At 63.2% G+C, this 22,412-nt stretch carries 16 protein-coding genes and 3 pseudogenes; 11 read left to right on the forward strand and 8 right to left on the reverse strand.

Translation table 11 applies throughout. The features are described from left to right. Positions 1–26 precede the first annotated feature (26 nt). Complete coding sequence (locus tag BMX16_RS13125; RefSeq protein ID WP_089904421.1) at positions 27–1,970, reverse strand: glycosyltransferase family 2 protein; 1,944 nt, start codon at positions 1,968–1,970, stop codon at positions 27–29. Between the two features lie 125 nt (positions 1,971–2,095). On the opposite strand from BMX16_RS13125, the gene BMX16_RS13130 reads away from it, so the two are divergent. From BMX16_RS13130 to BMX16_RS18005, 3 genes are all read left to right on the forward strand, one after another. Then, on the forward strand, positions 2,096–3,202 hold the full coding sequence (locus BMX16_RS13130) for a glycosyltransferase family 61 protein (protein WP_089904424.1): 1,107 nt from the start codon (positions 2,096–2,098) through the stop codon (positions 3,200–3,202). 232 nt (positions 3,203–3,434) lie between these two features. After that, a complete protein-coding gene (locus BMX16_RS13135; protein WP_089904427.1) occupies positions 3,435–4,601 on the forward strand; it encodes a hypothetical protein in 1,167 nt (388 codons plus the stop codon). Positions 4,602–5,174: 573 nt separating this feature from the next. Continuing rightward, on the forward strand, positions 5,175–7,736 hold the full coding sequence (locus tag BMX16_RS18005; RefSeq protein WP_089904432.1) for a sialate O-acetylesterase: 2,562 nt from the start codon (positions 5,175–5,177) through the stop codon (positions 7,734–7,736). A 72-nt stretch (positions 7,737–7,808) separates the two neighbouring features. Here the strand turns inward: BMX16_RS18005 and BMX16_RS18220 are convergent, their stop codons facing one another. Beyond that, positions 7,809–7,943 carry a hypothetical protein gene (locus tag BMX16_RS18220; protein ID WP_281242601.1) on the reverse strand — a complete coding sequence of 45 codons (135 nt, stop codon included), beginning with the start codon at positions 7,941–7,943 and terminating at the stop codon, positions 7,809–7,811. Between the two features lie 113 nt (positions 7,944–8,056). Here BMX16_RS18220 and BMX16_RS17345 point away from each other — a divergent pair, with 113 nt between their 5' ends. From BMX16_RS17345 to BMX16_RS13165, 5 genes and pseudogenes are all read left to right on the forward strand, one after another. Beyond that, a complete protein-coding gene (locus tag BMX16_RS17345) occupies positions 8,057–8,272 on the forward strand; it encodes a hypothetical protein (protein WP_143058031.1) in 216 nt (71 codons plus the stop codon). 112 nt (positions 8,273–8,384) lie between these two features. Next, positions 8,385–9,183: pseudogene (locus BMX16_RS18010) on the forward strand (IS3 family transposase); the annotation flags it as partial. A gap of 77 nt (positions 9,184–9,260) precedes the next feature. Then, positions 9,261–10,535, forward strand: coding sequence for an IS21 family transposase (istA, locus tag BMX16_RS13155; RefSeq protein WP_425434036.1), 1,275 nt, complete (start codon positions 9,261–9,263; stop codon positions 10,533–10,535). Then, the gene (istB, locus tag BMX16_RS13160; RefSeq protein ID WP_089904445.1) at positions 10,535–11,356 is read left to right on the forward strand and encodes an IS21-like element helper ATPase IstB; all 822 of its coding nucleotides are present in this window, start codon (positions 10,535–10,537) and stop codon (positions 11,354–11,356) included. Before istA ends, istB begins: the two co-directional genes overlap by 1 nt. 37 nt (positions 11,357–11,393) lie before the next feature. Then, a pseudogene (locus BMX16_RS13165) lies at positions 11,394–11,755 on the forward strand (integrase core domain-containing protein); the annotation flags it as partial. Between the two features lie 297 nt (positions 11,756–12,052). Here BMX16_RS13165 and BMX16_RS13170 read toward each other — a convergent pair. From BMX16_RS13170 to rfbG, 3 genes are read right to left on the reverse strand one after another with little or no spacing between them, the layout of a single operon-like run. Further along, positions 12,053–13,348 (reverse strand): NAD(P)H-dependent oxidoreductase, encoded by a 1,296-nt coding sequence (locus tag BMX16_RS13170; RefSeq protein WP_089904448.1) that lies wholly within the window; start codon positions 13,346–13,348, stop codon positions 12,053–12,055. Beyond that, the gene (gene rfbC, locus BMX16_RS13175; RefSeq protein ID WP_089904451.1) at positions 13,348–13,896 is read right to left on the reverse strand and encodes a dTDP-4-dehydrorhamnose 3,5-epimerase; all 549 of its coding nucleotides are present in this window, start codon (positions 13,894–13,896) and stop codon (positions 13,348–13,350) included. The genes BMX16_RS13170 and rfbC overlap by 1 nt, the downstream gene beginning before the upstream one ends. After that, positions 13,877–15,247 (reverse strand): CDP-glucose 4,6-dehydratase, encoded by a 1,371-nt coding sequence (rfbG, locus tag BMX16_RS13180; protein WP_143058032.1) that lies wholly within the window; start codon positions 15,245–15,247, stop codon positions 13,877–13,879. The genes rfbC and rfbG overlap by 20 nt, the downstream gene beginning before the upstream one ends. A gap of 146 nt (positions 15,248–15,393) precedes the next feature. Here rfbG and rfbF point away from each other — a divergent pair, with 146 nt between their 5' ends. Further along, on the forward strand, positions 15,394–16,170 hold the full coding sequence (rfbF, locus tag BMX16_RS13185; protein WP_089904456.1) for a glucose-1-phosphate cytidylyltransferase: 777 nt from the start codon (positions 15,394–15,396) through the stop codon (positions 16,168–16,170). Positions 16,171–16,199: 29 nt separating this feature from the next. Here rfbF and BMX16_RS13190 read toward each other — a convergent pair whose 3' ends face one another. Together BMX16_RS13190 and BMX16_RS13195 are read right to left on the reverse strand one after the other, a co-directional pair. Then, positions 16,200–18,074, reverse strand: coding sequence for a hypothetical protein (locus BMX16_RS13190; RefSeq protein WP_143058033.1), 1,875 nt, complete (start codon positions 18,072–18,074; stop codon positions 16,200–16,202). Between the two features lie 281 nt (positions 18,075–18,355). Beyond that, positions 18,356–19,146: pseudogene (locus tag BMX16_RS13195) on the reverse strand (IS5 family transposase). A 252-nt stretch (positions 19,147–19,398) separates the two neighbouring features. Between BMX16_RS13195 and rffA the strand changes: the two are divergent. Both rffA and BMX16_RS13205 read left to right on the forward strand, forming a co-directional pair. Next, positions 19,399–20,583, forward strand: a complete 1,185-nt coding sequence (gene rffA / locus BMX16_RS13200) for a dTDP-4-amino-4,6-dideoxygalactose transaminase (RefSeq protein WP_245731547.1) — start codon at positions 19,399–19,401, stop codon at positions 20,581–20,583. A gap of 268 nt (positions 20,584–20,851) precedes the next feature. Beyond that, positions 20,852–21,865 (forward strand): glycosyltransferase family 2 protein, encoded by a 1,014-nt coding sequence (locus tag BMX16_RS13205; RefSeq protein ID WP_089904463.1) that lies wholly within the window; start codon positions 20,852–20,854, stop codon positions 21,863–21,865. 144 nt (positions 21,866–22,009) lie between these two features. Here the strand turns inward: BMX16_RS13205 and BMX16_RS13210 are convergent. Beyond that, positions 22,010–22,412 (reverse strand): calcium-binding protein (locus BMX16_RS13210; protein ID WP_483869198.1); only part of this gene is annotated, 403 nt, incomplete at its 5' end.

Here is a 22,412-nt window from a genome sequence, read left to right on the forward strand (position 1 = left end):
CGGGAGAGACCTGCCCCCCGCGGCCTTCAGCTTGCGACCCGCGCCCGGATGCCCTGCGCCAGCCGCGGGCGGACCGTGGCCTCCAGATGGTCGGCCAGCCGCAGGGCCAGCGGCGCGTGGCCGCGCGCGATCAGGTGGTCGGCCAGCCCGTTCACATACCACGGCAGGTCGCGCCGCTGCCGGTAGAGCGCGTAATACCGCGCCGGCGTCAGGGTGCCCGCCGCCGCCTCGCGCATCAGGTCCTTGAGGATGTCAGCGCGGCGCATGAACAGCGCCGACTTGTGCGAGGTGTACCAGCTTTGCAGATGATGGACGTTGTCCCCCCGATACAGCATCGCATGCTGGCGGTCCGGGCCGAAGTAGGGGTCGTAGACCACGAACACGTCCCGCGCGCTGCGGCAGTGGTCCGGCGCAAAGGCATAGCGCCCGGACCAGTCCTGCTTGCGGCCCGACCCGAAGCGGTCCTCCCACGGCACGCGGGTCGCATCCAGCGTCGCCTGCGGCGAATAGGCGAGCACCGTGCACCCCGGGGCCAGGTCGGCAAAGGCGGTGGCCGCATAGGCCCCCATCGACGTGCCGGTCATCACGACCGTGCGGAACTGCGCGAACAGGGACCGCTGATCCTCCAGCGCGTCGAACAGGGCCGTGTCGCGGAACCAGTGCTTCTCGAAGGCCATGACGCCCATGTGGGACCAGCCTTCGGCCGCATAGAACGGATAGCCCCAGGTGTCGCGGGCCAGAGATGCATCGTTCACGCTGGACAGGTTGTCGAAGGACACCACCAGCACGTCGCTGCTGCGCCGGGTGAACTGCACCGCAAAGGTGTCGTGCGACACGTACCAGCCGCGCCGGTGGTCCGACCGCCGCAGGTCCGCCAGCCAGCGCGGTGCCAGATCGGCTGCATCGGCCACGACCTGTCCGGGGGCGGGTGAGGCGTCCTCCGGCTCCGCCGGATCGTCCGGCGTGCCTTGCTGCGCGCGCACCAGCGCCCGTGCCGCGTCCGCGTCCATGATCTGCGCCAGTGGCGTGCCGGGGTCGCCGCCACCCCCGTCCAGCAGATCGGCCAGCAGGGCGCGGGTGCGGGCGACGGTGGCCGCGTGGGCGGCGGCCACGCCGGGGGCCGCATGCAGCGCCTCCATCGCGGTGGCCAGCGCATCCGCATGGCGCAGGATCGTGGTGTCCTGCGCCTGGTTGTGGTTCAGCCGCAGGAAATCCGGCAGACCCAGTGGCACCGGCTCTGACCCCAGCATCGGCCGCGACACATTGTGCAGGGCAAAGATCGCCGCCGACCGCACGACGTAATGGTTGATCTGCGCCAGATCGTAGCCCGCGGTGGTCGCCGTCAGCTTCCATCCGCCCGCCAGCAGCGCGCCGCTGACCGACTTGCCCGCGCCGTTCACCCAGCGCACCGCGTGCGCGCTCACATCCGCCGCCACGGCGGGGCGGTGCGGGCCGATGCCGGTGGCAAGGCCGGGGCGGAACAGCGTCTTGACCGCGAACTGCGGCGCGCAGACCGCCACGTCGGTGGGTGCGGCCCGGGTGAAGCGCGCGGTGACCGGCACGTCGTCGTACTGCAGATGGCCGCCGTGGCCGAACATCCGCCAGCACAGGCTGATCGCATCGGGGTTGCGGGTGGCGTCCATTAGCGCGGACAGCGTGCCGTCGCCCACGTGGATATTCACGAACTCGTCCGTGTCCAGCGCCATGACGTAATCGGCCGCCTGCACGGCGGGCAGCCGGAACGCCTGCTCGTAGGCGCGGTTGCGGTGCCCGCCGGGACCTGCGTTCACATGGGCGGTGAGGGCCCCCGCATCGGCCAGTGCCCCCAGCAGCGCGCGGTTGCCGTCGGTGTCGTCGGCGCTGAACACGTGGATGTCGGTGAACCCGATCATCCTGTGGTAGGCTGTCCATTCCAGCAGGAACGGCCCTTCGTTGCGGATCGCTGCGATCAGCGCATAACGTTTGCTCATACGCGGTTTTCCCGACCCTGTTGTGCGGACCCTGACCTGCCCGTGCGTTTGCCATAAGATTGCCGCACGGCTATTCTATGGCGTAGTCCCGATCATGGGACAATTGCCACGACAGGTGAACAGCGATGCCATCACAACCGATCCTAGGCCCCTCGATTGCCGATCAGATCACGCGGGTCGAAGGCGGTCTCGTGATCCCGCCGCCCAAGGGCGACCAGAACCGGTCGGTGCAGAAGTCGGGCGTGCTCGATGCGGACGGCGGGTTCGTCGAACGCTCGATCACCTGGCGCAACGGCACGCAGGTCAACGTGGAACCCCCGATGCCCGCCGCCGCCGACATCGCGGACCTGCCGGGGCGCTGGATGTATGCCGGGCCGCTGTTCGGTCACTTCGGGCATTTCCTGGTGGAATCGATCAGCCGCCTGTGGGCGCTGGACCAGCTGCGCGGGCAGATCGACGGCATCGTGTTCACGCCCAAGTTCCAGAACCGCCCGCAGCATATCCTGTCGGTCTACCAGCCAATGCTGGAATCCCTCGGCGTCGACGTGAAGATCCTCAACATCGAGGATCCGACCCGGGTCGAGACCCTGTTCGTGCCGCAGCAGGGCTTCGGCATGTTCGAGATGATCGAGGGTGCACCGGAGTTCCGCGATTTCATCAACGCCAACGCGGGCCGCGACGTGACCCCGGAAGGGCCAGAGAAGATCTACATCTCGCGCTCGGCCCTGCCGCCCGCCCGTGGCAGCCTGCTGGGCGAGAAGCGGCTGGAGGCGCTGCTGGAGGATGAGGGCTACACCATCTATCATCCGCAGAAGGACAGTTTCGCCACGCAGATGGCGACCTACAAGGCGGCCCGCTACGTCATCTCGGTCGACGGCTCGCCGCTGCACATGACAGGTCTCGTGGGCGACAGCGGTCAGAAGGTCGCCTGCATCGCGCGGCGCGCCGGCGATCTGGACCGGATCTTCGCCCGCCAGTTCAAGGCGTTCAAGGACGTCGACGTGGTCACGATCTCGGCCCTCGTGCAGGACTGGATTCCCGAAACCGACAACCGCCCGTCCCGTGTCAGCTTCGGCGAGGTGGATTTCGGCGTGATGTACGACAGGCTGAAGGCCGGCGGATTCATCACCGGCACCGATCGCTGGGCGCCGTTCGACGACGCCAGCCGGGCGGACCTGCTGTCGGAGCTGGCGCTCAGCCAGAAGGTCGGCTTCAAGGCCTTCGCCGCCTGAGGCGATCGCATCCTTTGACCGCATGGCCCCATCACCGGCGCAGGCATTGGCCTGCGCCGGTGATGGGACGGGGTCGATGCTTTTGCCATGACCTGCCCAAGGAAGCCGATGCCACGCACCCGGGACCACCGCCCCGCCACAGCATCCTTCTGATGGGGTTCGGCCAGTCCAATGCGGATGTCCATGATGCAGGCCCCGTCTGGCCGCTGCGACCAAGGACGCGCTGCCGATCATGATGCCCAGCGACGGCAAGATGATCCGCGGCTACATGGAAAAATTCGAACGGCTGGTGCCGATCACAGGGTTCGATCCGGTCGCACAAGCCCCGGCGGGGATCCAGTCGCTGCTGGCCCCCGCCGCGGCGGGGCTGCTGAGCGATCTGGCTGAACGTGATCATCACCAGCCACCTGCCTGCGTCATCGTCCGGTCAGAGGCGCGGGGCGGGCGCCGGTTCCTTGGAATCCGGCAGAACGACAGCGACATCGACGGCATCTCCCGCAACCGCGACGGACGCCACGCGATCATCTTCGACGATCTCATCGCTAGCCTGACCGCATGCATCGCCGCCGCTGCCGCCGACGGCTGTCCGGTCGGTTTGGTGAACATGGTCCGGCTGCACGGTGAATCCGACCGCAGCCTGACCCGAGAGGCGTATGCAGCCCTGTTCCTGAGCTTGATCGACGACGTGGAACGGCATCTGGTCCGCCTCGACGTTGCCGTCCACTGGACCGTCGTACAGGCCAGCGGCACCGGGGCCACGGGGGGCGGCAACGGCTGGCCGAACCGGCTGGCAGTCCACGACGTTGCGGCCCTGCGCAACAATGTGGATGTCGCCGTCGCAGGCTACGCCTATCCGCAGTACGATGCGTCACACTATTCCGCCCGTGGCAAACTGTTGCTGGGCGAAAACGTGGGCCGCGCCATCGCCCGCCGCCTGCGAGGAGCGGCCCCTGCCCTGCCCCGACCCGTGGTCCTGCGGCTTGACCCTTCGCCACGAGGGGCCGTCGCCACGCTGACAATGGCTGCGGATGACCCGCTGGTGCTGGACGTGACCACGCTGCCGCCCAGCGATGTAACGCTGATGGGGTTCTGGATCCAGGACCGCACCGGGGCGGTCCTGGGCGATGTCACCGTGCTGGACGCCACCCGGCTTGCGCTGCATTTCGACCGGATGCCGGACGCAGCCTCACTGACGATCCAGTATGCCTACAGGAACCAACCGCGCAGCCACCCCAGTGCCGACGTGGGCTATCCGATGGGGCGGGGCAATCTGCGCACGACGCGGGCTACTCTATCGTCCCTGTTGGCAGACACACATCTGCACGACTGGGTGCCGGGGTTCGCGCGTCGCGCGGCGGACCTGATGGCGGGATATGTGACGAATGACGGTGTCGCTTAGCGGGCCCTCTCCTGCGTCAGTCGGAAGACATGAGGTTGGTGCGTTGACGACGCAAGCCGGTTGGGCAGGCTGTTGAAATCGGCGATGAACGACAACGTTGCCGCCGATGGCCTGTGTGTCTGAGTCACTACACCTCGACCCGTTCACAATCTGTTTCCCAATTCGTAACACGGGTCGGTCAGTAAAAGCGCGACAGGCCCGCATCGCAGACGCTTCGACCTGACCCCGTCGGCCCAAGGGCCTGTTTACCCGTGCACCGGCGCATCACCTCCGGTTCCCGTCGAACTTTTCATCATATTGAATCTATTTGATTAAACCTGTCATCTCCGGCCTCGTCATGAGTGCGCTGAACCGCCCTGCGCTGCGCGTGCCGGGGGCGCGATCATCGGCGCATCGGGGGCCGATTGCCCTTGCGTCACCGCACGACGCATGTCGGGATGCCCATCCGACGCACCGCTGCCCTTCGGACGGGGCAACTCCAGTGTAGACTCGGAGCCGTAATTGGCACTTATCCTTTGGAGCCACAATTTAGTCATATTTTAACAATCGCCATGTTTGTGAGGACCGACCATCATGCCCATCCTGATCAGACGTGCCGGCGCGGCCGTCCAGACCTATACGGATCTCGTGCTGGCGCTGAAGAACCTGATCGCCGGCGACACCCTCGACGTGTCGGATCATGTCGCCACTGACATCTTCACGATCGCGGTCAACAACGTGACCCTGCAGAACACCGGCGCGCCGGTGACGGTGCAGATCGCCGCGGGTGTGGGCACGTTCACGCTGGCCGCCGGTGCCACCGCGGTGGTGCAGGCCGAAGGCCCGGACACCACGATCCACGGCAACGACATCGGCAACGACTTTTTCGGCGGTGCCGCCCGCGACCGGATCAACGGCGGGGCCGGCGCAGAGACGATTGATGGCGGCGGCGGCGACGACCTGCTCTATGGCGGGGGTGGCGACGATGTGCTGATCGCGGGGGCCGGGCGTGACCAGCTGTTCGGCGGCTCCGGCACCGATCTGCTGATCTCGGATCAGGGCATGAACCGGCTGTGGTCGGGTGCGGGTGCCGACGTGCTGGAGCTGCACGTGGATGCGGACCAGAACACGATCGTCTTCGATTTCACCCCCGAGGATACCATCCGCATTGTCGGCCACGGCGGGCTGACCAGCCTTGCCGACGTGGTGGCCGCGGGCGGCAAGGTGTACGAATCCGGTGCCAACACCATCATCCGCATCGGCGAGGCGCAGATCCAGCTGCGCGACACGACACTGGCGGATCTGACACCCGAACGCGTCGTCTTCGTGCAGCCCCCGCCCCCGCCGCCCGCCGAGATCATGGTGGGCGAGGTCGCCTACCGCCTGCGCGACGGCGAGCCGCCCCACGAGAACTTCAAGTTTCAGGATGCAGCAGGGCGCTGGTATTCGCCGGACTACTTCGTGCTGGTGGCGGGCGGTCAGTCCAACATGGTGGGGTCCAGCAAGACCGGCGACTACATCATGAACGGCGACGTGATGGCCTACGACTGGCTGAACGATCGCATCGTCGCAGGCGACTACGGCAGCGTCCCCGCCACGGGCCGCGAAGGGGCGAGTGCGCGCAACAACCTCTACTTCCCCATGGCGGTGGAGTTGACCGAGGCGCTGGACCGCCCCGTCCTGGTGGTGAACCGCGCGGTCAGCGGATCGCGCATCGACACGTGGCTGGATACCCAGCTGGGCCACAACTGGGCCGCGCTGTCGGACGACGTGACACAGGCGCTGGCGCATGTGGGTCAGGCCAGCGCCGATGCCTTCATCTGGCTGCAAGGCGAAAGCGACTACCCCCTCAAGACCAGCGTCTATGCGGGTTATGTGCAGGAGCTGATCGCGCAGGTGCGCGCCACCGGCTGGGCGCCGGACGATCTGGACATCCTGATGGGCGAGCTGAGCCGCGAAAGCGCCAACTACGTTCAGAACGGCGCCTATCAGATGCTGGAATTGGCCAACACGGACGCCGACCTGGGCTTCGTCAGCTCGGCCGGGCTGGGATCGAACGACCGCGACGGCGTGCATTTCAGCGGCCAGTCCCTGAACGCCTTTGGGACGCGGTTCGCACAGGCGCTGCTGGACCTGCGCAACGGCGTCGTGGCGGACCCCAACAGCGCCCCCACCTCCCTCGTCACCGGCACCGTGGGCAGCCTGACCGTTGTCGAAGGACAGGAGCTGCGGGTGCATGTCGCGGATTACTTCAGCGATGCGGACGGCGACGCGCTGTTCTACTACAGCTACCTCAGCCGCCGCGCCGTGCAGCTGACCTTCGAGGATCAGGCCACCGACGAGATCGTGCTGCGCCCCGGTTTCGGCAGTGCCGGCACCTACAAGGTCTTCGTCTATGCCAACGACTACGATCTGGATGGCGGGCTGATCAGTTTCGACCTGACCGTGACCAAGGCCACGCCGCTGATCGACACCTACAACTCGCGCGACTTCACCCAGAAGCTGTCGAGCTTTGCCGCCTTCGACGCAGGGATGGCCAGCCTGTCCACCAACAAGGGCATCGACATCCTGGATCAGGCGGCGCTGGCGGCCACGACCACGTTGACCGTGGACAGCCTGCACATCCGCGGCGGCGCGGGGATCAGCGGCAACTTCGTCCTGGGCGACGCGGCGCTGCGGGCCTATTTCCTGGGGCAGGCCACGTTCTCGGTCACCGGCAACGGGCGCGACAACTACATCGTCGGCGGTGACGGCGACAGCATCATGCGCGGCGGTGCGGGGCTGGACCGGCTCTATGGCGGCATGGGCCACGACATGCTGACCGGCGACGCGGGCAATGACCAGCTGTTCGGCGGCGCTGGCGACGACAGGCTGTGGGGCGGCACCGGATCCGACATCGTCACGGGCGGTGCCGGCAACGATACCTTCGTCTTCCAGCAGGGCGACAATGCCCTGCGGATCGAGGACTATACCCTGGGCGACACCATCGCGTTGCAGGGCTTTGCGGACATCGACAGCTATGCGACGCTGATGGCGCAGGCCGACCGGGTCTATCAATCCTCGACCCGCACGATCATCGATCTGGGCGACGACCGCCTGATGCTGTCCAATTTCCAGGTGGGCAACCTGTCCGCGGACATGTTCCACTTCGCCTGAGGGCGGCAGAGGGGAAAGTCCACTCCTTGTCGCCGGTGCTCCTTTCGAGGAGTGCCGTTCGTCCGGCAGCGGTCAATCGTTCTGCGCAACACCTTCATGTTGCGCCAGCCACTCTTCGAGCATCCTGCGGATCATCTTTGGCCGCGTCGGAAGGTCAGGCTGAAGCATCCGCGTTCTGTCGATCTGATCGATAAGATTGTCCGTCATGCGAACCATCACAGGTTTTGTCCCTGTAGATCGTGGCCTTCCTCGACCTACCATGACGATTGCCGCGTGCTTCATGATTACAATAATTAATCATGTTTACACGGAGGCAAGCAGTGGAGTTCCTGCCCCGCGCGAACCTCAATGATCGTAAAGAGATCATCATGGCTGGCCATGGACGTAACACGCCCTCCGGCGTGCCCGGAACCCCCTTCGTACTTCCCATATCTCTCGTGGAATGCGATGCAGGCCTTGCCTTGGTGCATGTGGCCATTGCGGCCGATGCGGCTGCCGAGGTTTCTGACGGCGACCCCAATTTTTATCCGGCGTGAGCGAGACTCCGTGTTTGATCTTTGCCCGTCTGGGCGGCATGAGCTGGAGTGCCCCCACTGAAGTGGTCCACCTTTTGGGATGGAATTATCCCGTTTTCAGGAGGACGACGAGATGGCCGGCAAGCGAGAGAAGCCCGAGGATATCGTGCTGAAGCTGCGACAAGTTGAAGTGCTGCAAGGGCAAGGCAAATCAATTCAGGAAGCCGTGCGGCAGATCGGTGTGACGGTTCAGACCTACTATCGGTGGCGCAAGGAGCGAGCCATGTCCGCCATTGGTCCGAGGACAATGGCGAGCGCGGCATGAGCCGTGATCAGCTCAAGCGGCTGAAAGAGCTGGAGGCTGAGAATACCCGGCTCAGACGTGCCGTGTCGGATCTGACGCTGGACAAGATGATCCTGGCCGAGGCTGCACGGGGAAACTACTGAGCCCTTCCCGCCGCAGGCAGTGCATTGGTCATGTGCGGCAAACTCTCAGCCTATCGGAGCGCCGGGTTTGCCGCACATTGGGTCAGCATCGCTCGACGTAAGCCGCAAGGTGCCCTGTGGCCTGCCGGACGAGGCGCGGCTGACCGATGACATCACCGCGTTAGCCGAAGAGTTCGGCCGCTATGGGTATCGCATGATCACCGGGCTGCTGAACAATAGCGGCTGTCATGTGAACCATAAGAGGGTCGAACGGATCCGGCGGCAGGAAGGGCGTGAGGCGTCCCGCAAAAACAGCCGAATAAGGGCCGACTTTGGCTCAATGACGGGTCATGCGTCCGGTTGCGGCCGGAGCGCCCGAACCATGTCTGGTCCTATGACTTTGTCCAGGACCGGACCCACGACGGCGAGTCTTCCGCACTCTCAACATCATCGATGAGTTCACGAAGGAGGCGCTGGTGATCCGGGTCAAACGCAGGCAGAATTCAAGTTGTCAGGCGACATGGCAAACTGGCCCCCTGTCGACATGAGGAACTGACCCCTCTTGTAGAGAGGAGGTTCCAAGATGAACGAGTTGAGGAAAGATCTTTCACCGACGGTGCTGTCGGGGAGGGTCGAGATGCGGACGCCGGACGAAGTGTCAGCCATGCTTGCGTTGAAGGCGTGCGGTTGGGGGAGCAAGCGGATCGCGGCCGAGCTGGGGTGCTCCCGGAACACGGTGAAGCGATGGCTGGCGGAGGGCGGCTGGTGCGCGGCGAAGGCCCAGCAGCGGCCCCGGGCGCTCGATGGCCTTGAGGCGTGGCTGGGCGAGCGGTTCCGCCGCCATGCTGGCAATGCCGATGTGGTCCGGCAGGAACTAGCGGCGGAGCTCGGGATTGCGGTGAGCCTGCGCACGATCGAGCGCGCAGTCGCCCACCTGCGCCAGGAGCTGCGTGCCGAGGCCTGCGCGACGGTGCGTTTCGAGACGCGGCCCGGTCAGCAGTTGCAAATCGACTTCGGGGAGCGGCGAGTCGCGATCGGGAACCAAATGGAGAAGGTTTTCTTCTTTGTCGCGACGCTCGGCTATTCGCGCAGGCTGCATGCCCGGGCCTACCGGGGCGCGCGCCAGGAGCACTGGTTCGATGGCATGGAAAGCTGCTTCGGGGCCTTCGGGGGCATGCCCGAGGAGGTGCTGCTCGACAACGCCCGGGCACTGATCCAGCACCATGATCCGGTCTCGCGCGAGGTGGTGGTGAATCCCAAGCTGCATGCCTTCGCGCGGCATTGCGGCTTCAAGGTGAAGGCCTGCGCGCCTTACCGGGCCCGGACGAAGGGCAAGGATGAGCGTGGCGTCGGCTATGTGAAGAAGAACGCGGTTGCCGGTCGGCGGTTCGAGAGCTTCGCCGCACTCGAGGCACACCTGGACGCCTGGACCCGCGAAGTGGCGGACATCCGGCTTCACGGCACGACCGGCGAGGCGCCGCGTTTGCGGTTCGATCGGGACGAGGCGCATGCCTTGCGGCCAGCCGCCGGGATCCCGCCCTTCCTGGCGAGCCGCGAGCTGGTGCGGAAGGTGACCTCGGACTGTTCCGTCGAAGTCGACGGCAATGCTTATTCCGTGCCCTGGACGCTGATCGGCGAGCGGGTGACGGTGATCGTGGCGGGCCCGGACCTGCGCGTCCAGCATGCCGGGCAGGATGTCGCGCGCCATGCGTTGCGCAGCGGTCGCCATGGGCGTGTCGCCGATCCTGCCCATTTTGCCGGGATCGGCCGCCGCAGGGCCGTCTGTCCGATGCCGGAGGTGCCGACGCTGCTGCGGCCGCTGAGCGAGTATGATGCTGTCGCGGGAGGATCCTGGTAATGCTACCCGATCTTCCCGACCACCTGGACCGGATGCTGACGCGCCTGAAGCTGACAGCCATCCGGGATCAGCTCGACAGTCTCCTTGATGAAGCCGGGCGGCGAGAGCTGACAATCCGCGAAGCGCTGACCATGCTGTGCGAACGCGAGATCGCCCGAAAGGATCAGCGGAGGATCGAGATGAGCTTCGGCCTTGCCCGCTTCCCGTTCCACCGGGACCTCGCCGGGTTCGACTTCGCCGCGCAGCCCTCGATCGACCGCGGCCAGGTCCGTGACCTAGCCACCGGACGGTTCATCGCCAACGGCGAGGCTGTGCTGCTCTTGGGGCCTCCCGGTGTCGGGAAGACCCATCTGGCCGTTGCCATCGGTCGCGAAGCCATCGTCGCCGGCTACAAAGTGCTGTTCGTCCCTGCGACAACCCTGGTCGCGACGCTGGCCAAGGCCCACATCGAAGGGCGGCTGGAGGAAAAGCTCACCCATTACGCCAAGCCGAAGCTGCTGATCATCGATGAGCTCGGCTACCTCCCCTTCGAGCCCGATGCCGCCCACCTGTTCTTCCAGCTCGTCAGCCGCCGCTACGAACGCGGCGCCATGCTGGTGACCTCGAACCGGGCGGTAGGTGAATGGGGCACCGTCTTCGGCGACCCCGTGGTTGCCACCGCGATCCTCGACCGGATGCTGCACCACAGCCATGTCGTCACCATCCGCGGCGAGAGCTACCGACTGCGCGAAAAGCGCCGGAGCGGCCTTCTGCAGAAGGCCGCTCCGGCGCAAGACAAAACCAATGTTCAGCCCAGAATGGAGGGGGTCAGTTCCTCGTGACGCCGAGGGGTCAGTTCCTGATGTCGTTTGACAAACGGACGTGATCGATGCTTTGACGGATCTGTTCATCCTGCGCGGCCTGCCGGAATACATAAGGTCGGACAATGGCGCAGAATTCATCGCCAAGAAGGTCCGCGCCTGGATCGGTGCCATGGGGCAAAAACCGCATTCATCACCCCAGGCTCACCGTAGGAGAACGGATACTGCGAGAGCTTCAACGCCCGCTTCCGGGATGAGCTGCTCAACGGCGAGGCCTTCACCACGTTACGCGAGGCCCAGATCCTGATCGAACGCTGGCGGCGTCACTACAACACGGTCAGGCCCCACAGCGCTTTGGGCTATCGGCCGCCAGCGCCCAAAAGCATCGTCCCGATCGACCAACGACCGACCATGCACTAACATTCAAACTGGACCACCCGATGGGGACACTCCATCATCAGGTACCTTGCTGAGAAAATCCTACGTCCGCATCCCCTTCGTTTTGGTGAGGATTACCGTCCCTGGTCCTTTCGGTTGGGCCAGAGTCTATCTCAAACTGGATTAGGTGGTGGGGGCAACGTCAGTTTAAACCCACAGACCACATACCTCAGGTTCCGCGGTGTGCCGATGCACCAGACCATGCCCTATCCGCCGTCGTGATCCCTGATGGCGGGGCATAGGAAAATCACGTCACGCATGCAGATGATGCGCCCCCGCTCAGGGGTGGAACATCCCGTCTTGTTCGGCCCGCAGACTGCACGCAAGACTGCCACTGGGAAGCTCGACATCCGCATAGGTCAGTACCTGATCCTTGTGCACGCTGCGTTTCAGCCGCGCAGACGCTGTAATCCCCATCGGCAGCAGATTTTCCGCACGCGAAACCCGGTAATTCTCACACACCCCATATGTGTGGAAGCCACCGATCCCGTCGAGCACCGTGCCTTCCGACAGATCGCATTTGGCCACCGCAACCACGTCCACCACGGGTCCCCCCTTCGGCGCGATTACCCGGTCGCCCAAGAGCACCACGCGTGCCACCGACAGGGGGACCTCGAAGACCATGAGGTGATAGGGGATGTAGAAGCTGTAGAGCGGCCCGGTGCCGAGCTTGCCATAGTTCAGATAATGCGCCTGAACCTTGTCCTGTGCCTCGGCAAAGACGTAGACCCCCGGTGACGGCAACCCGCCCACGACATAATCCACGATACCGCCAAGCGCGCGCAACTGGTCGAGGTCATACAGGCCTGTCATGTCGTCGACATGGCCACGATGCTCTATTCCGATCATGCCACGCTGCGCCACCTGCATTCCCGTCGCATTGGCAACGATCGCCTGCTCGAAGGAAATCTTCGTGCCATCCGCGAAGCTGGTAACCATATGTGCGGTCTGCCCCCATTGACGTGCATAGGCAGCCTGAGTTTCGGGGGTGCGATACCTGTCCTGCAACCCTTTGATGTTGCCGCAGACACGCGGAACAAGACCGATACTCTGCACAAAGCGTACGAGGTTCAGCTGCACACCGGGCTGATCTCCGTCGCATCCGCTGAGGATAACGCCTGCGGCATCGGCCTTGTGTCGCAACAACGGCCCGACGGTCGCATCAAGTTCGGCGTTCATCAGCACCATGTGCTTGCCGCGCAAGATCGCCTGCATCGTCACGTGTGCGCCGTGTTCCACATGTCCCGTCGCCTCAACCAGCCCCTCAAGGCTCGGCGCGTCACACAGGACTGCCGGATCCGTGGTGACGGCAAAGCATCCGTTGCGCAGCGCATCTTCCAGACGGTCTGCCGTCTCCACCACGACGATGCGGTCGCGCGGGACGCCATGATCCGTATAGGCGGCGATGGCCGCCGGTAGACTGCGGTTGCAGATCGCTGACAGTTGCATCCCCGGCATGTAGTTGAGGACCTGATTGGCGATGCCGCGACCCATGTAGCCGGCACCGATCATCCCGAACCGCAAAGGACGTCCCGCTTCGGCTCGTGCGGCCAGCGCAGTATCAACAATGTGCATTAGTCTTGCTCCTTGTGCGGCGCCTTATAGTCTGGCCAGCCCGCATCCTTGTCCGAAATCTCCACGATCTCGGATCCCCAGTCTATGCCGAAGGCCGGATCGTTCCAGCGGACACCGCCTTCAGCTGCTGGGGTATAGGGAGTGGAAACGAGATAGGCGACAGCGCTTGCGTCCAGCAACGTGAGGTAGCCATGCGCGAAACCACGTGGAACATAGAGCTGGTGGCCATTGTCCTCGGTCAGTTCGAACGCATCCCACCGCATATAGCTGGGCGAGTCCGGGCGCAGATCGACGATGACGTCCCGAATTGCACCACGGGTACACCGCACCACCTTCACTTCCGCATGTGGGCTGCGCTGAAAGTGCATTCCGCGCAGCGTTCCCTTGCGATGGTTGAACGAATGGTTGTGTTGTGGAAAGCGGGTTTCCAGCCCCGCATTTGCCATCTCTGTTTCGCAAAACAGGCGCGCGAAATGGCCGCGTGCGTCGTCGTGCATGTCCGGCGTCAGCAGGACCGCATCCGTCAGACTAGTGGGATGAAAGTGCATCTGCCGGCCCCTGTATGTGAGAAGACGTCGCTGAACCTGCGCCGTCGGTAAGGTCTGCGATCTGGGCGCGTGTCAGATCGGCAAGTTTTGCAGGTGACGCGCCTGCTGCGGCCGCGCGATACCACACCGCCGTTGCCGCCAGCCCGGTCTGCAGGTCGCTTGCCTGCCGCCAGCCCAACGTGCGTTGCGCCAAACTCGAATCCAGCAGCAGAAGCCCTGCCTCCTTCAGATGCGCATCGCCCGGCTGGTGCTGCCACGTCGCCCCGTCACCCCACTGGTCGGCGAATACCGTGGCAAGATCCCCGACCGACGGCATCTGGTCTGCAGAAGGGCCGAAGTTGTAGGCGGCGGCAAGGTCCGTCCCGTCCTCGAAACAGGCGCGCGCGAGATACAGATAGCCGGCGATCGGGTCCAGACAGTGCTGCCAAGGCCGTACCGCAGCGGGTGCGCGGATCACCAGCGGATTGCCAGACGTAAAGGCGCGCACGGCGTCGGGGATCAGTCGGTCTTCAGAATAATCCCCACCGCCGAAAACGTTGCCGGCGCGTGCCGAGGCCACCGGCAACCGGCGCGACAGGGGCGTATCCACCGCAAAGAAAGAGTCGCGCCAGGATTGCGTGATGATCTCGGTGCAGGCCTTGGAGGCACTGTAGGGGTCCTTGCCGCCGAGGCGGTCGTTCTCGCGGTAGGCGAAGGCCCATTCGTTGTTCACATAGCATTTGTCGGTCGTGACGATGACAACCGATCCAACGCTGTCGCAGGCCCGCACGGCCTCCAGCAGGTTGACCGTCCCCATGACGTTCGTGGCCACCGTTGCGGCGGGATCCCGATAGGATCGCCGGACAAGTGGCTGTGCTGCCATGTGAATGACGATATCTGGCTTGAAGTCCACGACCGCCGCGCGCAACGCCGCCGCATCCCGGACATCGCCGATGACATGGTCGCACAGCCTCCCGGCTTCGGTTTGCGTGAACATGGATGGTGTCGTATCGGGCGGCAGCGCAAAGCCACGCACGGTGGCGCCAAGCAGATCCAGCCAGTGCAGCATCCAGCTGCCCTTGAAGCCCGTGTGTCCTGTCAAGAACACGCGCTTGCCAGACCAGAACTCCGCAGACACTGCAAAGGTCGTCGCATTCATGACCGGTGGCGTCATATCTACATTCCCAACTGAAACGCGACTCGCTTGCGGCAAACCGGACATGCATGTGCAGTCTTGCTGCCACACCTGTACCGGCAACCCTTCGACATCGCTAAAGAAAATCTTTCCATGTCTGTCCCGAGAACCGATGAAGGTGCACGACGGGCCTTCCCTTAGGTCAGCCTGACCGTGATCCCGAAGTCCAGCAGGCACATCACGCTGCAGTCTTTGAGGAATATATCAATAAATTCAAACATTTAAAAATATTTGCCCCTTCTTTCACTCTTGACTATGCGTTATTGCGAGACGCGCGCAGTATTTTCGATGGTAGCAACAACACACCTAGCCGGAGACAAAATATGAAGGCAGTCATTTTGGCCGGTGGATATGGCACGCGCATCAGCGAGGAAACGGGGGTCGTGCCCAAACCCCTGATCGAGATCGGTGGACGCCCGATCCTGTGGCACATCATGAAGATCTACGCCAGCCATGGCATCAGCGACTTTGTGGTCTGCTGCGGTTACAAGGGGAGTCTGATCAAAGACTATTTCCTGAACTACGCCCACCGCAACAGCGACTTCACCATCGACCTCAGCACCAACAGCATCGAGGTTGCACGCCCCGCATCCGAGCCCTGGCGCGTCACTTTGGTCGATACGGGGCTTCAATCCATGACCGGCGGGCGGATCAAGCGGATTGCGCCCCATATCGGCGACGCCACCTTCTGCCTGACCTATGGCGATGGTGTCAGCGATATCGACATTGGCAAGTTGATCGCATTTCACCGTCAGCAGGGGGTTGCCGCGACGGTCACGGCCGTCAAGCAACCGGGCCGGTTCGGCACGCTGGACCTGTCAGGGGATGCAAGCCGCGTGAACGGTTTTCGCGAAAAGAGTGTCCTTGACGGCCAGACGATCAATGGCGGCTTCTTTGTGCTGGAGCCGTCGGTTTTCGATCTGATCGACGGCGACGCCACCACGTGGGAGGAGGAGCCGCTGAAGCACCTTGCAGCAACCGGCCAGTTGTCGGTCTACCGCCATGACGGATTCTGGCAGAACATGGATACGCTGCGCGACAAACAGGTGTTGCAGGACATGTGGGATGGTGGCGCCGCACCCTGGCACGTCTGGACGTGATGGCTGCCGGATGACGGGCAAGGCGGTGTTCAGGCAAGGATCTCGTCGATCATTGCCTTGAATTCGACCATCACCTGATGGTCGGAACTGCGTGCCTTGACCTGTCGCATGATCGCCTGCGCCTTTGTCCAGTCCGTGCCGCCAAAGGCGGATGCGGCCTTGAGCCAAGCCATTTCGAGATCGGATGGTGCGAGGCTATCGGCGTAGAACGGGTAGTCATCACCAAGGTAGTGCATGGCATTCATGTCATCGCGCGTGACGATCACGACCGCACCGCAGCGTGCCGCCACAAAGGCTTTCAAGAATGGCTTCCATTGCTGAAGGTGATCAGTCTCGCGGACGATCCAGTGACAGTTGTAGAGCGGCGCCTGCCGTGCCCAATCCTGCGCAGTAAAACCCGCGTCGACGACTTCCACAACATCGATAACTCCAGTCAGACTCCCGGGGCGCGACGTGTTGGCAGGCCGCCCGAAATAGCCCGTTCGAAGCCGGTCGGTCGGCCCGCTGCAATGGGGCACGCTCGGGTTGACATGATGCGTAACATGGAACGCGGGTGTCCCGGGGTATGACCGGTTCAGGGCCAAGGCCTGGGGCAGACACATCGCCATGTGCGCGTCGAAGACCGGGTTGGCTTTGGGCCGTACCGGCAAATCCAACCAGTCGCTGACCGAGGCGATGTTGTGCGCCTTGAGGTCGGCCAGTTGGTCGAGCGGGTTGAACTGGATCGCCCCGCGGTTGACGATGACGACCTGATCGCGGACCGTATCTATCTCCGAGGTCAGCGTGACGTCGAAAAGATCGGGATAAGCCAAAGCCACCATACGGCTGAGTTGTATCGCTCGGAACATGGTAACACCCGTCTCCCGCCACTTGGCGGCATACAGGAACGTAATGGGCACCTTGCGCTGACGGAGTCCCGGTGCGGGCCGGCGAGGGCGCACGGCTTGAAGTCCCGGCGCGTTGCGAGCGAAGAAGATATTGGTCTCGGACGTGCCGAGGGCTTCAGGTAGCACGGTCAAAGTGGCTTGCGTATCGTGTCCGTGGTGCCTGAGGCGATCAAGGGACAGTCCCGGATCCCCGTCGGGATTATCGCGATGCAGGGCCCACCACGCGTCCATCTGGCGAGTGACGGCAGGATCCGCGTGATGCCGCCAGATCATGGCGGTGTCGCTGATACCACGGCCTCGTGGAAGGTTCTCTGCCGCGCAGGTCGCAACCTGCGCCAGGACCGCTGTCACGGAGCGTAGTCCGGTCAGCAGCAGACGTTCGGCACGCGCCTGCCAATCGCTGGCCACGGGATCCCGCCAGACTGCGATATCCTGCGGCATGAGCCAGCGCATGATCAGGGTATGCAGGTTTCCGACGGGTATCTGGTCGCTGTCGATATAAAGCGACCATGCGGCATCCGGGGCTACATCCTTCAACAGCAGATGAGGACAGATTGCTGCAAATGCATCACCTCCAACTGGTTCGGGGATAATGACGATCTCCCATCCTGGCACTGTGACGGGCACGTCGGTGAAGCATATGAACCGCAGGCCTTCCGGCTGCCCCAAAACCGGTGGCAGAAAGGGGCGGCGCGCGAACCGCGTGGTATAGACGACGATCTGCCGTGCCAACTCGAGCGGCAGATCGATCTCTCGCTCACCAACCGGTGGCGTAAGGTGAAACCCCTCCAGAGTCAGGGGCGGGGCGAGCAAAGATTGTGCGAGCCGGGAGCTTTGGCTGCGGCTTTGACACTCAATCTGTCTGAACAATGGGGCAGCCGCACTCCAGCCCGCCGTCCGGGCCGTCAAGACGGCCTCGACCTGTGCGAGACCGAGATGGCGTGGCATAAATATGCGCAGCGGCATCAAGACGGCTTTCAGCGGACCGTTCCATCTGCGCGCCAGCCGACGAAACATGGCCCCGGAACCCAAACCAACCTTATGCCACAGCCAGCGGCCAGCATGCAGGACGACATGCGCCACCGCCCCCGCACGGTACCTGAGATCATGGCCTCGCACTGGCTTGCGGGCAAGGCTTCGCAGCATATCTAACCATCGCACGTTCCGGGACTGCGTTGGCGGACTCTTCAGGCTCATCTTCTTTGATACGTCCATCAGGGCTGAAACAGCCATAGAAACATAGCTATGATTTCGGTCATGTAGTCAAATCCATATGGATGGAGCCCGAGGCTCTCGGCTCACAACCAAAAGTTCACGGTTGCGGCGAGGGCGATGGCAGGAAGGAAGGCCTTGGGGCTTCGGTCACAGCGCGTGGCGATACGCCGCCAGTCTTTCTATCGTCCGAACATGAACTCGATCCGGTTAGGCTTGCGGTAGCGGCGCTTGTCGTATTCGACGAGCTTGTCGCGTCGCTTCCGACCGGGGATACAGGGCGTCATCTGTTCGTCGACAAGGGCTTCGCGCAACCAATCCGCCGCATATCCCCGGTCCCCCAGGAGCCGGTCCGCGGTCGGAAGACTGCGCAGCAAAGCCCTCGCCCCCGTATCATCGCTGACCTGACCGGCCGCCATGAGGAACCGGATCTGCCGCCCACGCGCATCGGTGACGGCATGCAGCTTGGTGTTCATGCCGCTATTTTTCCGCCCCCTCTCGGGATCATGCTGCGCAAGACCCTGCCGGGCAGTGGATCAGACGTCCACGCCGCCCTTTTTGCCCCCGGGCTCGAGGCCGTGCGATGTGCTTTGAGGTAGGTCGCGTCGATGGAGATCGTCTTGTCGTCGGGCGCCTGTGCCGCCAGGCCCGTCATGATCCTGGCGAACACGCCCCTATCATTCCACCGTTTCCATCGGTTGCAGAGCGTCTCGTGCGGCCCATACTTCCGGTTTGGGCATTCTCTTGAACCAATGGCGTTCACGCCCTCACCGTCACGCCAGCGCAAACCGTTGCGGTTGATAATGATAATGCCGCTGAGGACCTGCCGGTCATCGACGCGTGGGACGCCATGGCCCTTCGGGAAATAGGACCTCAGTCGCTACATCTGAGCCGCGCTCGGCAAATGCAGATTGCTCGCCGTGCTCCCTTTGGACCCGGGTGGGTGAAGCGTGCAAGCCTCGCAGCCTCAACCCTATAAATGGGTCCTGAGCCTGGAAGCAGAAACAGACTGTTCCGCATTTCCCGTCATTTAAACCTTGGAGAGAAGGGGCTTCCTACGTAGTTCTGATAAATCTGATATTTAAATAGTTCAAGAATCTGTTTTCCGTGTACAAGATGGGAGCCTTCCGTGGTATTGGTTGATCTGAAACTGCAAACCGCCCAATATACGTCCACCAACCAGATCCCGTTCAATCGTCCGGCCCCCGTTGGAAATGAAATCGCCTATCTGGAGGATGCGATCCGTCGCGGTCATCTGGCCGGTGACGGCTCCTTCACGCACAAATGCAATGCTCTGATTGCGGAACGGACCGGCGCGAACAAGGCACTTCTGACGCATTCCTGCACGGCCGCACTGGAAATGGCCGCGCTGCTCTGTGACCTCGGACCCGGTGACGAAGTCGTCATGCCGTCGTTCACCTTCGTGTCGACGGCGAATGCGGTCGTCTTGCGCGGTGCTGTGCCCGTTTTCGTCGACATCGATCCCGACAGCCTCAACGTCGATCCATCCCGGGTCGCAGCTGCAATGGGACCGCGAACCAAAGCTGTCTTTGCCGTGCATTATGCGGGATTTCCCGCCGACATGGATGCATTGGCGCAGATCACCGTGCCTGCTGGCTGCCTGCTGGTCGAGGATGCCGCCCAGGCTCTGGGGTCGCTGTACAAGGGGCGCCCCAGCGGTTCGCTGGGTGACATGGCCACCTTCAGCTTTCACGAGACGAAGAACGTTGTCAGTGGAGAAGGCGGCGCTCTGACGATCATGCGCCCCGATCTGTACGACCGGGCCGAGATCATCCGCGAAAAGGGCACGAACCGATCCCGCTTCTTCCGTGGTCAGGTGGACAAGTATACATGGGTCGATGTCGGATCGTCCTACCTGCCAAGCGAGCTGATCGCCGCGTTCCTCTATGCTCAGCTGGAAAATCTGGACATGATCACGTCTCGTCGTCTGGCCCTGTTCGATCGCTACATGGAGGCCTTCGCTCCCCTCGAGCGGGCTGGCCGGCTGTCCCGCACGAAGATCCCTGACGATACGACCGGCAACGGTCATATCTTCTACCTCCTGCTGCGAGATCTGGAGGATCGCACCGACTTCATCACGCATATGCGCAACCGGGGCATCGTGACGCCGTTCCACTACGTCCCGCTGCACGACTCCCCTGCGGGTCAACGCTATGGGCGGACGTCGGGCTCGATGGATGTCACGCAACGCATCAGCCAGACGCAGGTGCGCCTGCCCTTGTTTCATGATCTTGGACCGCAGATCGACGATGTGATCAATACAGCGCTCGATTACTTCGCCAGGACTGCCTGAGGGCTGTCGTGGCGTCCTGCGGATCCGCATGAGACATGACGACCGGGGGGCGGTGAGATCGCACCCCCGATCATGATGTCCCAATCCCGATGTGAAAGTCGGGATCGATGGCATGGAACCAGAAACGATCTATTTGCGTTTGATCTAGACCAGAACACTGTTTTTATCGTTTTCGTGACCAGCGGTGCATTCGACACCGGAGGCATATCCGGCTTTCCGACGGTCCGAGGATGGGCAGAATGCAGGTCGCTCTTGCCAAGGAAATACAATGGCCAGGCTGTCCATCTGCATCCCGAGTTATAACCGCACCACATATCTGTGCGAGTTGCTCGATTCCATTCTGGCACAAGCGCCCGGCGACGTGGAAGTCGTTGTCTGTGACGACGCATCGCCGGATGACCCGTCTGCCGCGATGGAGCCCTACCGGCAGCGGTTCGCGCACTTCACATACATCCGGCAGCCGACGAACCTGGGTCTGTTTGAAAACTTCCTGTCCGCCGTCGAACATGCCTCAGGCGACTTCATCTGGCTGATGGGGGATGATGACCGTCTGGAACCGGGCGGTCTCGACCGGGTCCGTGCCGCGTTGGAGACCTCTCCCGGCATCACGGGAATGACGGTCGGTGTCGTCGATTACGACAGCGATATGCGCGCGCCGGTCGGGCTGCGCGACATGCCACCCAGTCAGGACCTGCAGACCGCAGAGGAGGTCTTCACTCTGATTCCCGAGCATCTGGGATTCATGTCGGCCCTGGTCATCAACCGGCAGCAATGGCTGACGGTCGTGTCACGCTATCCAGCGGCAAGTTTCCAGAACTACTATCCGCAGGTCCATATCATCGGGCTGACACTGAAGCATTTCGGTGGCTGGAAGATCATCCATACGCCTTGCGTGCGTTATCGCAGCGACAACGACCAGTTCGGGACCAGCCTCGGATGGGTCAAGCGGTTGAAGGTCGATGTTGAATCCTATGACGAGGTTGCGCGGAACGTGTTTCCAGACAGCCCGACGACCCGTCGTGCAATTGCCGCGGCAACGCTGCGGACGCATGTGATTTCGCGCATCGTCAACCTCAAGACAGGCAGCACGGAAGCCGTATCGGTCCTGCCGGTCGCGACCTATCTGCTGCGCTACTACTGGAGTCATGTGAAGTTCTGGACCGTGGCCCTCCCCCTTCTGCTGTTGCCCCGTCCGGCCGTCGGGTGGCTCAAGACGCTTTACAGGACCTTCATGCCATCGTCCGGTGCGCGCCGCGTGACCCGACTGAAGGATGGTACATAGAAAACGATCCATCCCAGGTAAGCCTCGGGATACGGGTCGACTTTGCCGGATCTTGGCAAGACACTGGACATAGCGATGTCACCGCATCCGGCTGGCCTTTGCGGACTGTGACGGTATCGGGGACGCAACGTGCGCCCGGCACCGCTACAGCAGGAACTGCTGGGCCGTGATGCCATCGACATCGAGCAGCAGAATGGATAGATCCGCGCGTCCGTCGCCGTTCACATCCGCCATGACGACCACATCGTCGCCGCGGGTCCGGTACCAGATCCCGTTGTCGGCGGCCCGCATTCCGTGAAAGGTGAATGCGTCATTCGCGCGCGTGTCCGTATCCGCATCGATCTGACGCAGGTCCAGACGATCGCCGCGCCCGAAGTCGGTGATGACGTCGCAACGGTCCAGCGTGGTCGCCGTCGCCTTGGCCGCAAACACGAACTGGTCCGCATCGCCACCGCCTGACATCACGTCCCGTCCCGTTCCCCCCTCGATCCGGTCCCGCCCCGCCCCGCCAAACAGGCGGTCGTTCCCGCTTCCGCCATACAGGCGG

The organism is Loktanella fryxellensis (assembly GCF_900110065.1).
Classification (GTDB): Bacteria; Pseudomonadota; Alphaproteobacteria; order Rhodobacterales; family Rhodobacteraceae; genus Loktanella; species Loktanella fryxellensis.

Coding starts and splice junctions, on each gene's coding strand:
- BMX16_RS13130 (WP_089904424.1), top strand. CDS start 2,096: ATGCCATCACAACCGATCCTAGGCCCCTCGATTGCCGATCAGATCACG.
- BMX16_RS13205 (WP_089904463.1), top strand. CDS start 20,852: ATGGCCAGGCTGTCCATCTGCATCCCGAGTTATAACCGCACCACATAT.
- BMX16_RS13170 (WP_089904448.1), bottom strand. CDS start 13,348: ATGCACATTGTTGATACTGCGCTGGCCGCACGAGCCGAAGCGGGACGT.
- istB (WP_089904445.1), top strand. CDS start 10,535: ATGCTACCCGATCTTCCCGACCACCTGGACCGGATGCTGACGCGCCTG.
- rfbC (WP_089904451.1), bottom strand. CDS start 13,896: ATGCACTTTCATCCCACTAGTCTGACGGATGCGGTCCTGCTGACGCCG.
- BMX16_RS13135 (WP_089904427.1), top strand. CDS start 3,435: ATGATGCCCAGCGACGGCAAGATGATCCGCGGCTACATGGAAAAATTC.
- BMX16_RS18005 (WP_089904432.1), top strand. CDS start 5,175: ATGCCCATCCTGATCAGACGTGCCGGCGCGGCCGTCCAGACCTATACG.
- istA (WP_425434036.1), top strand. CDS start 9,261: ATGAACGAGTTGAGGAAAGATCTTTCACCGACGGTGCTGTCGGGGAGG.
- BMX16_RS13125 (WP_089904421.1), bottom strand. CDS start 1,970: ATGAGCAAACGTTATGCGCTGATCGCAGCGATCCGCAACGAAGGGCCG.
- BMX16_RS13190 (WP_143058033.1), bottom strand. CDS start 18,074: ATGTTTCGTCGGCTGGCGCGCAGATGGAACGGTCCGCTGAAAGCCGTC.
- BMX16_RS18220 (WP_281242601.1), bottom strand. CDS start 7,943: ATGACGGACAATCTTATCGATCAGATCGACAGAACGCGGATGCTTCAG.
- rfbF (WP_089904456.1), top strand. CDS start 15,394: ATGAAGGCAGTCATTTTGGCCGGTGGATATGGCACGCGCATCAGCGAG.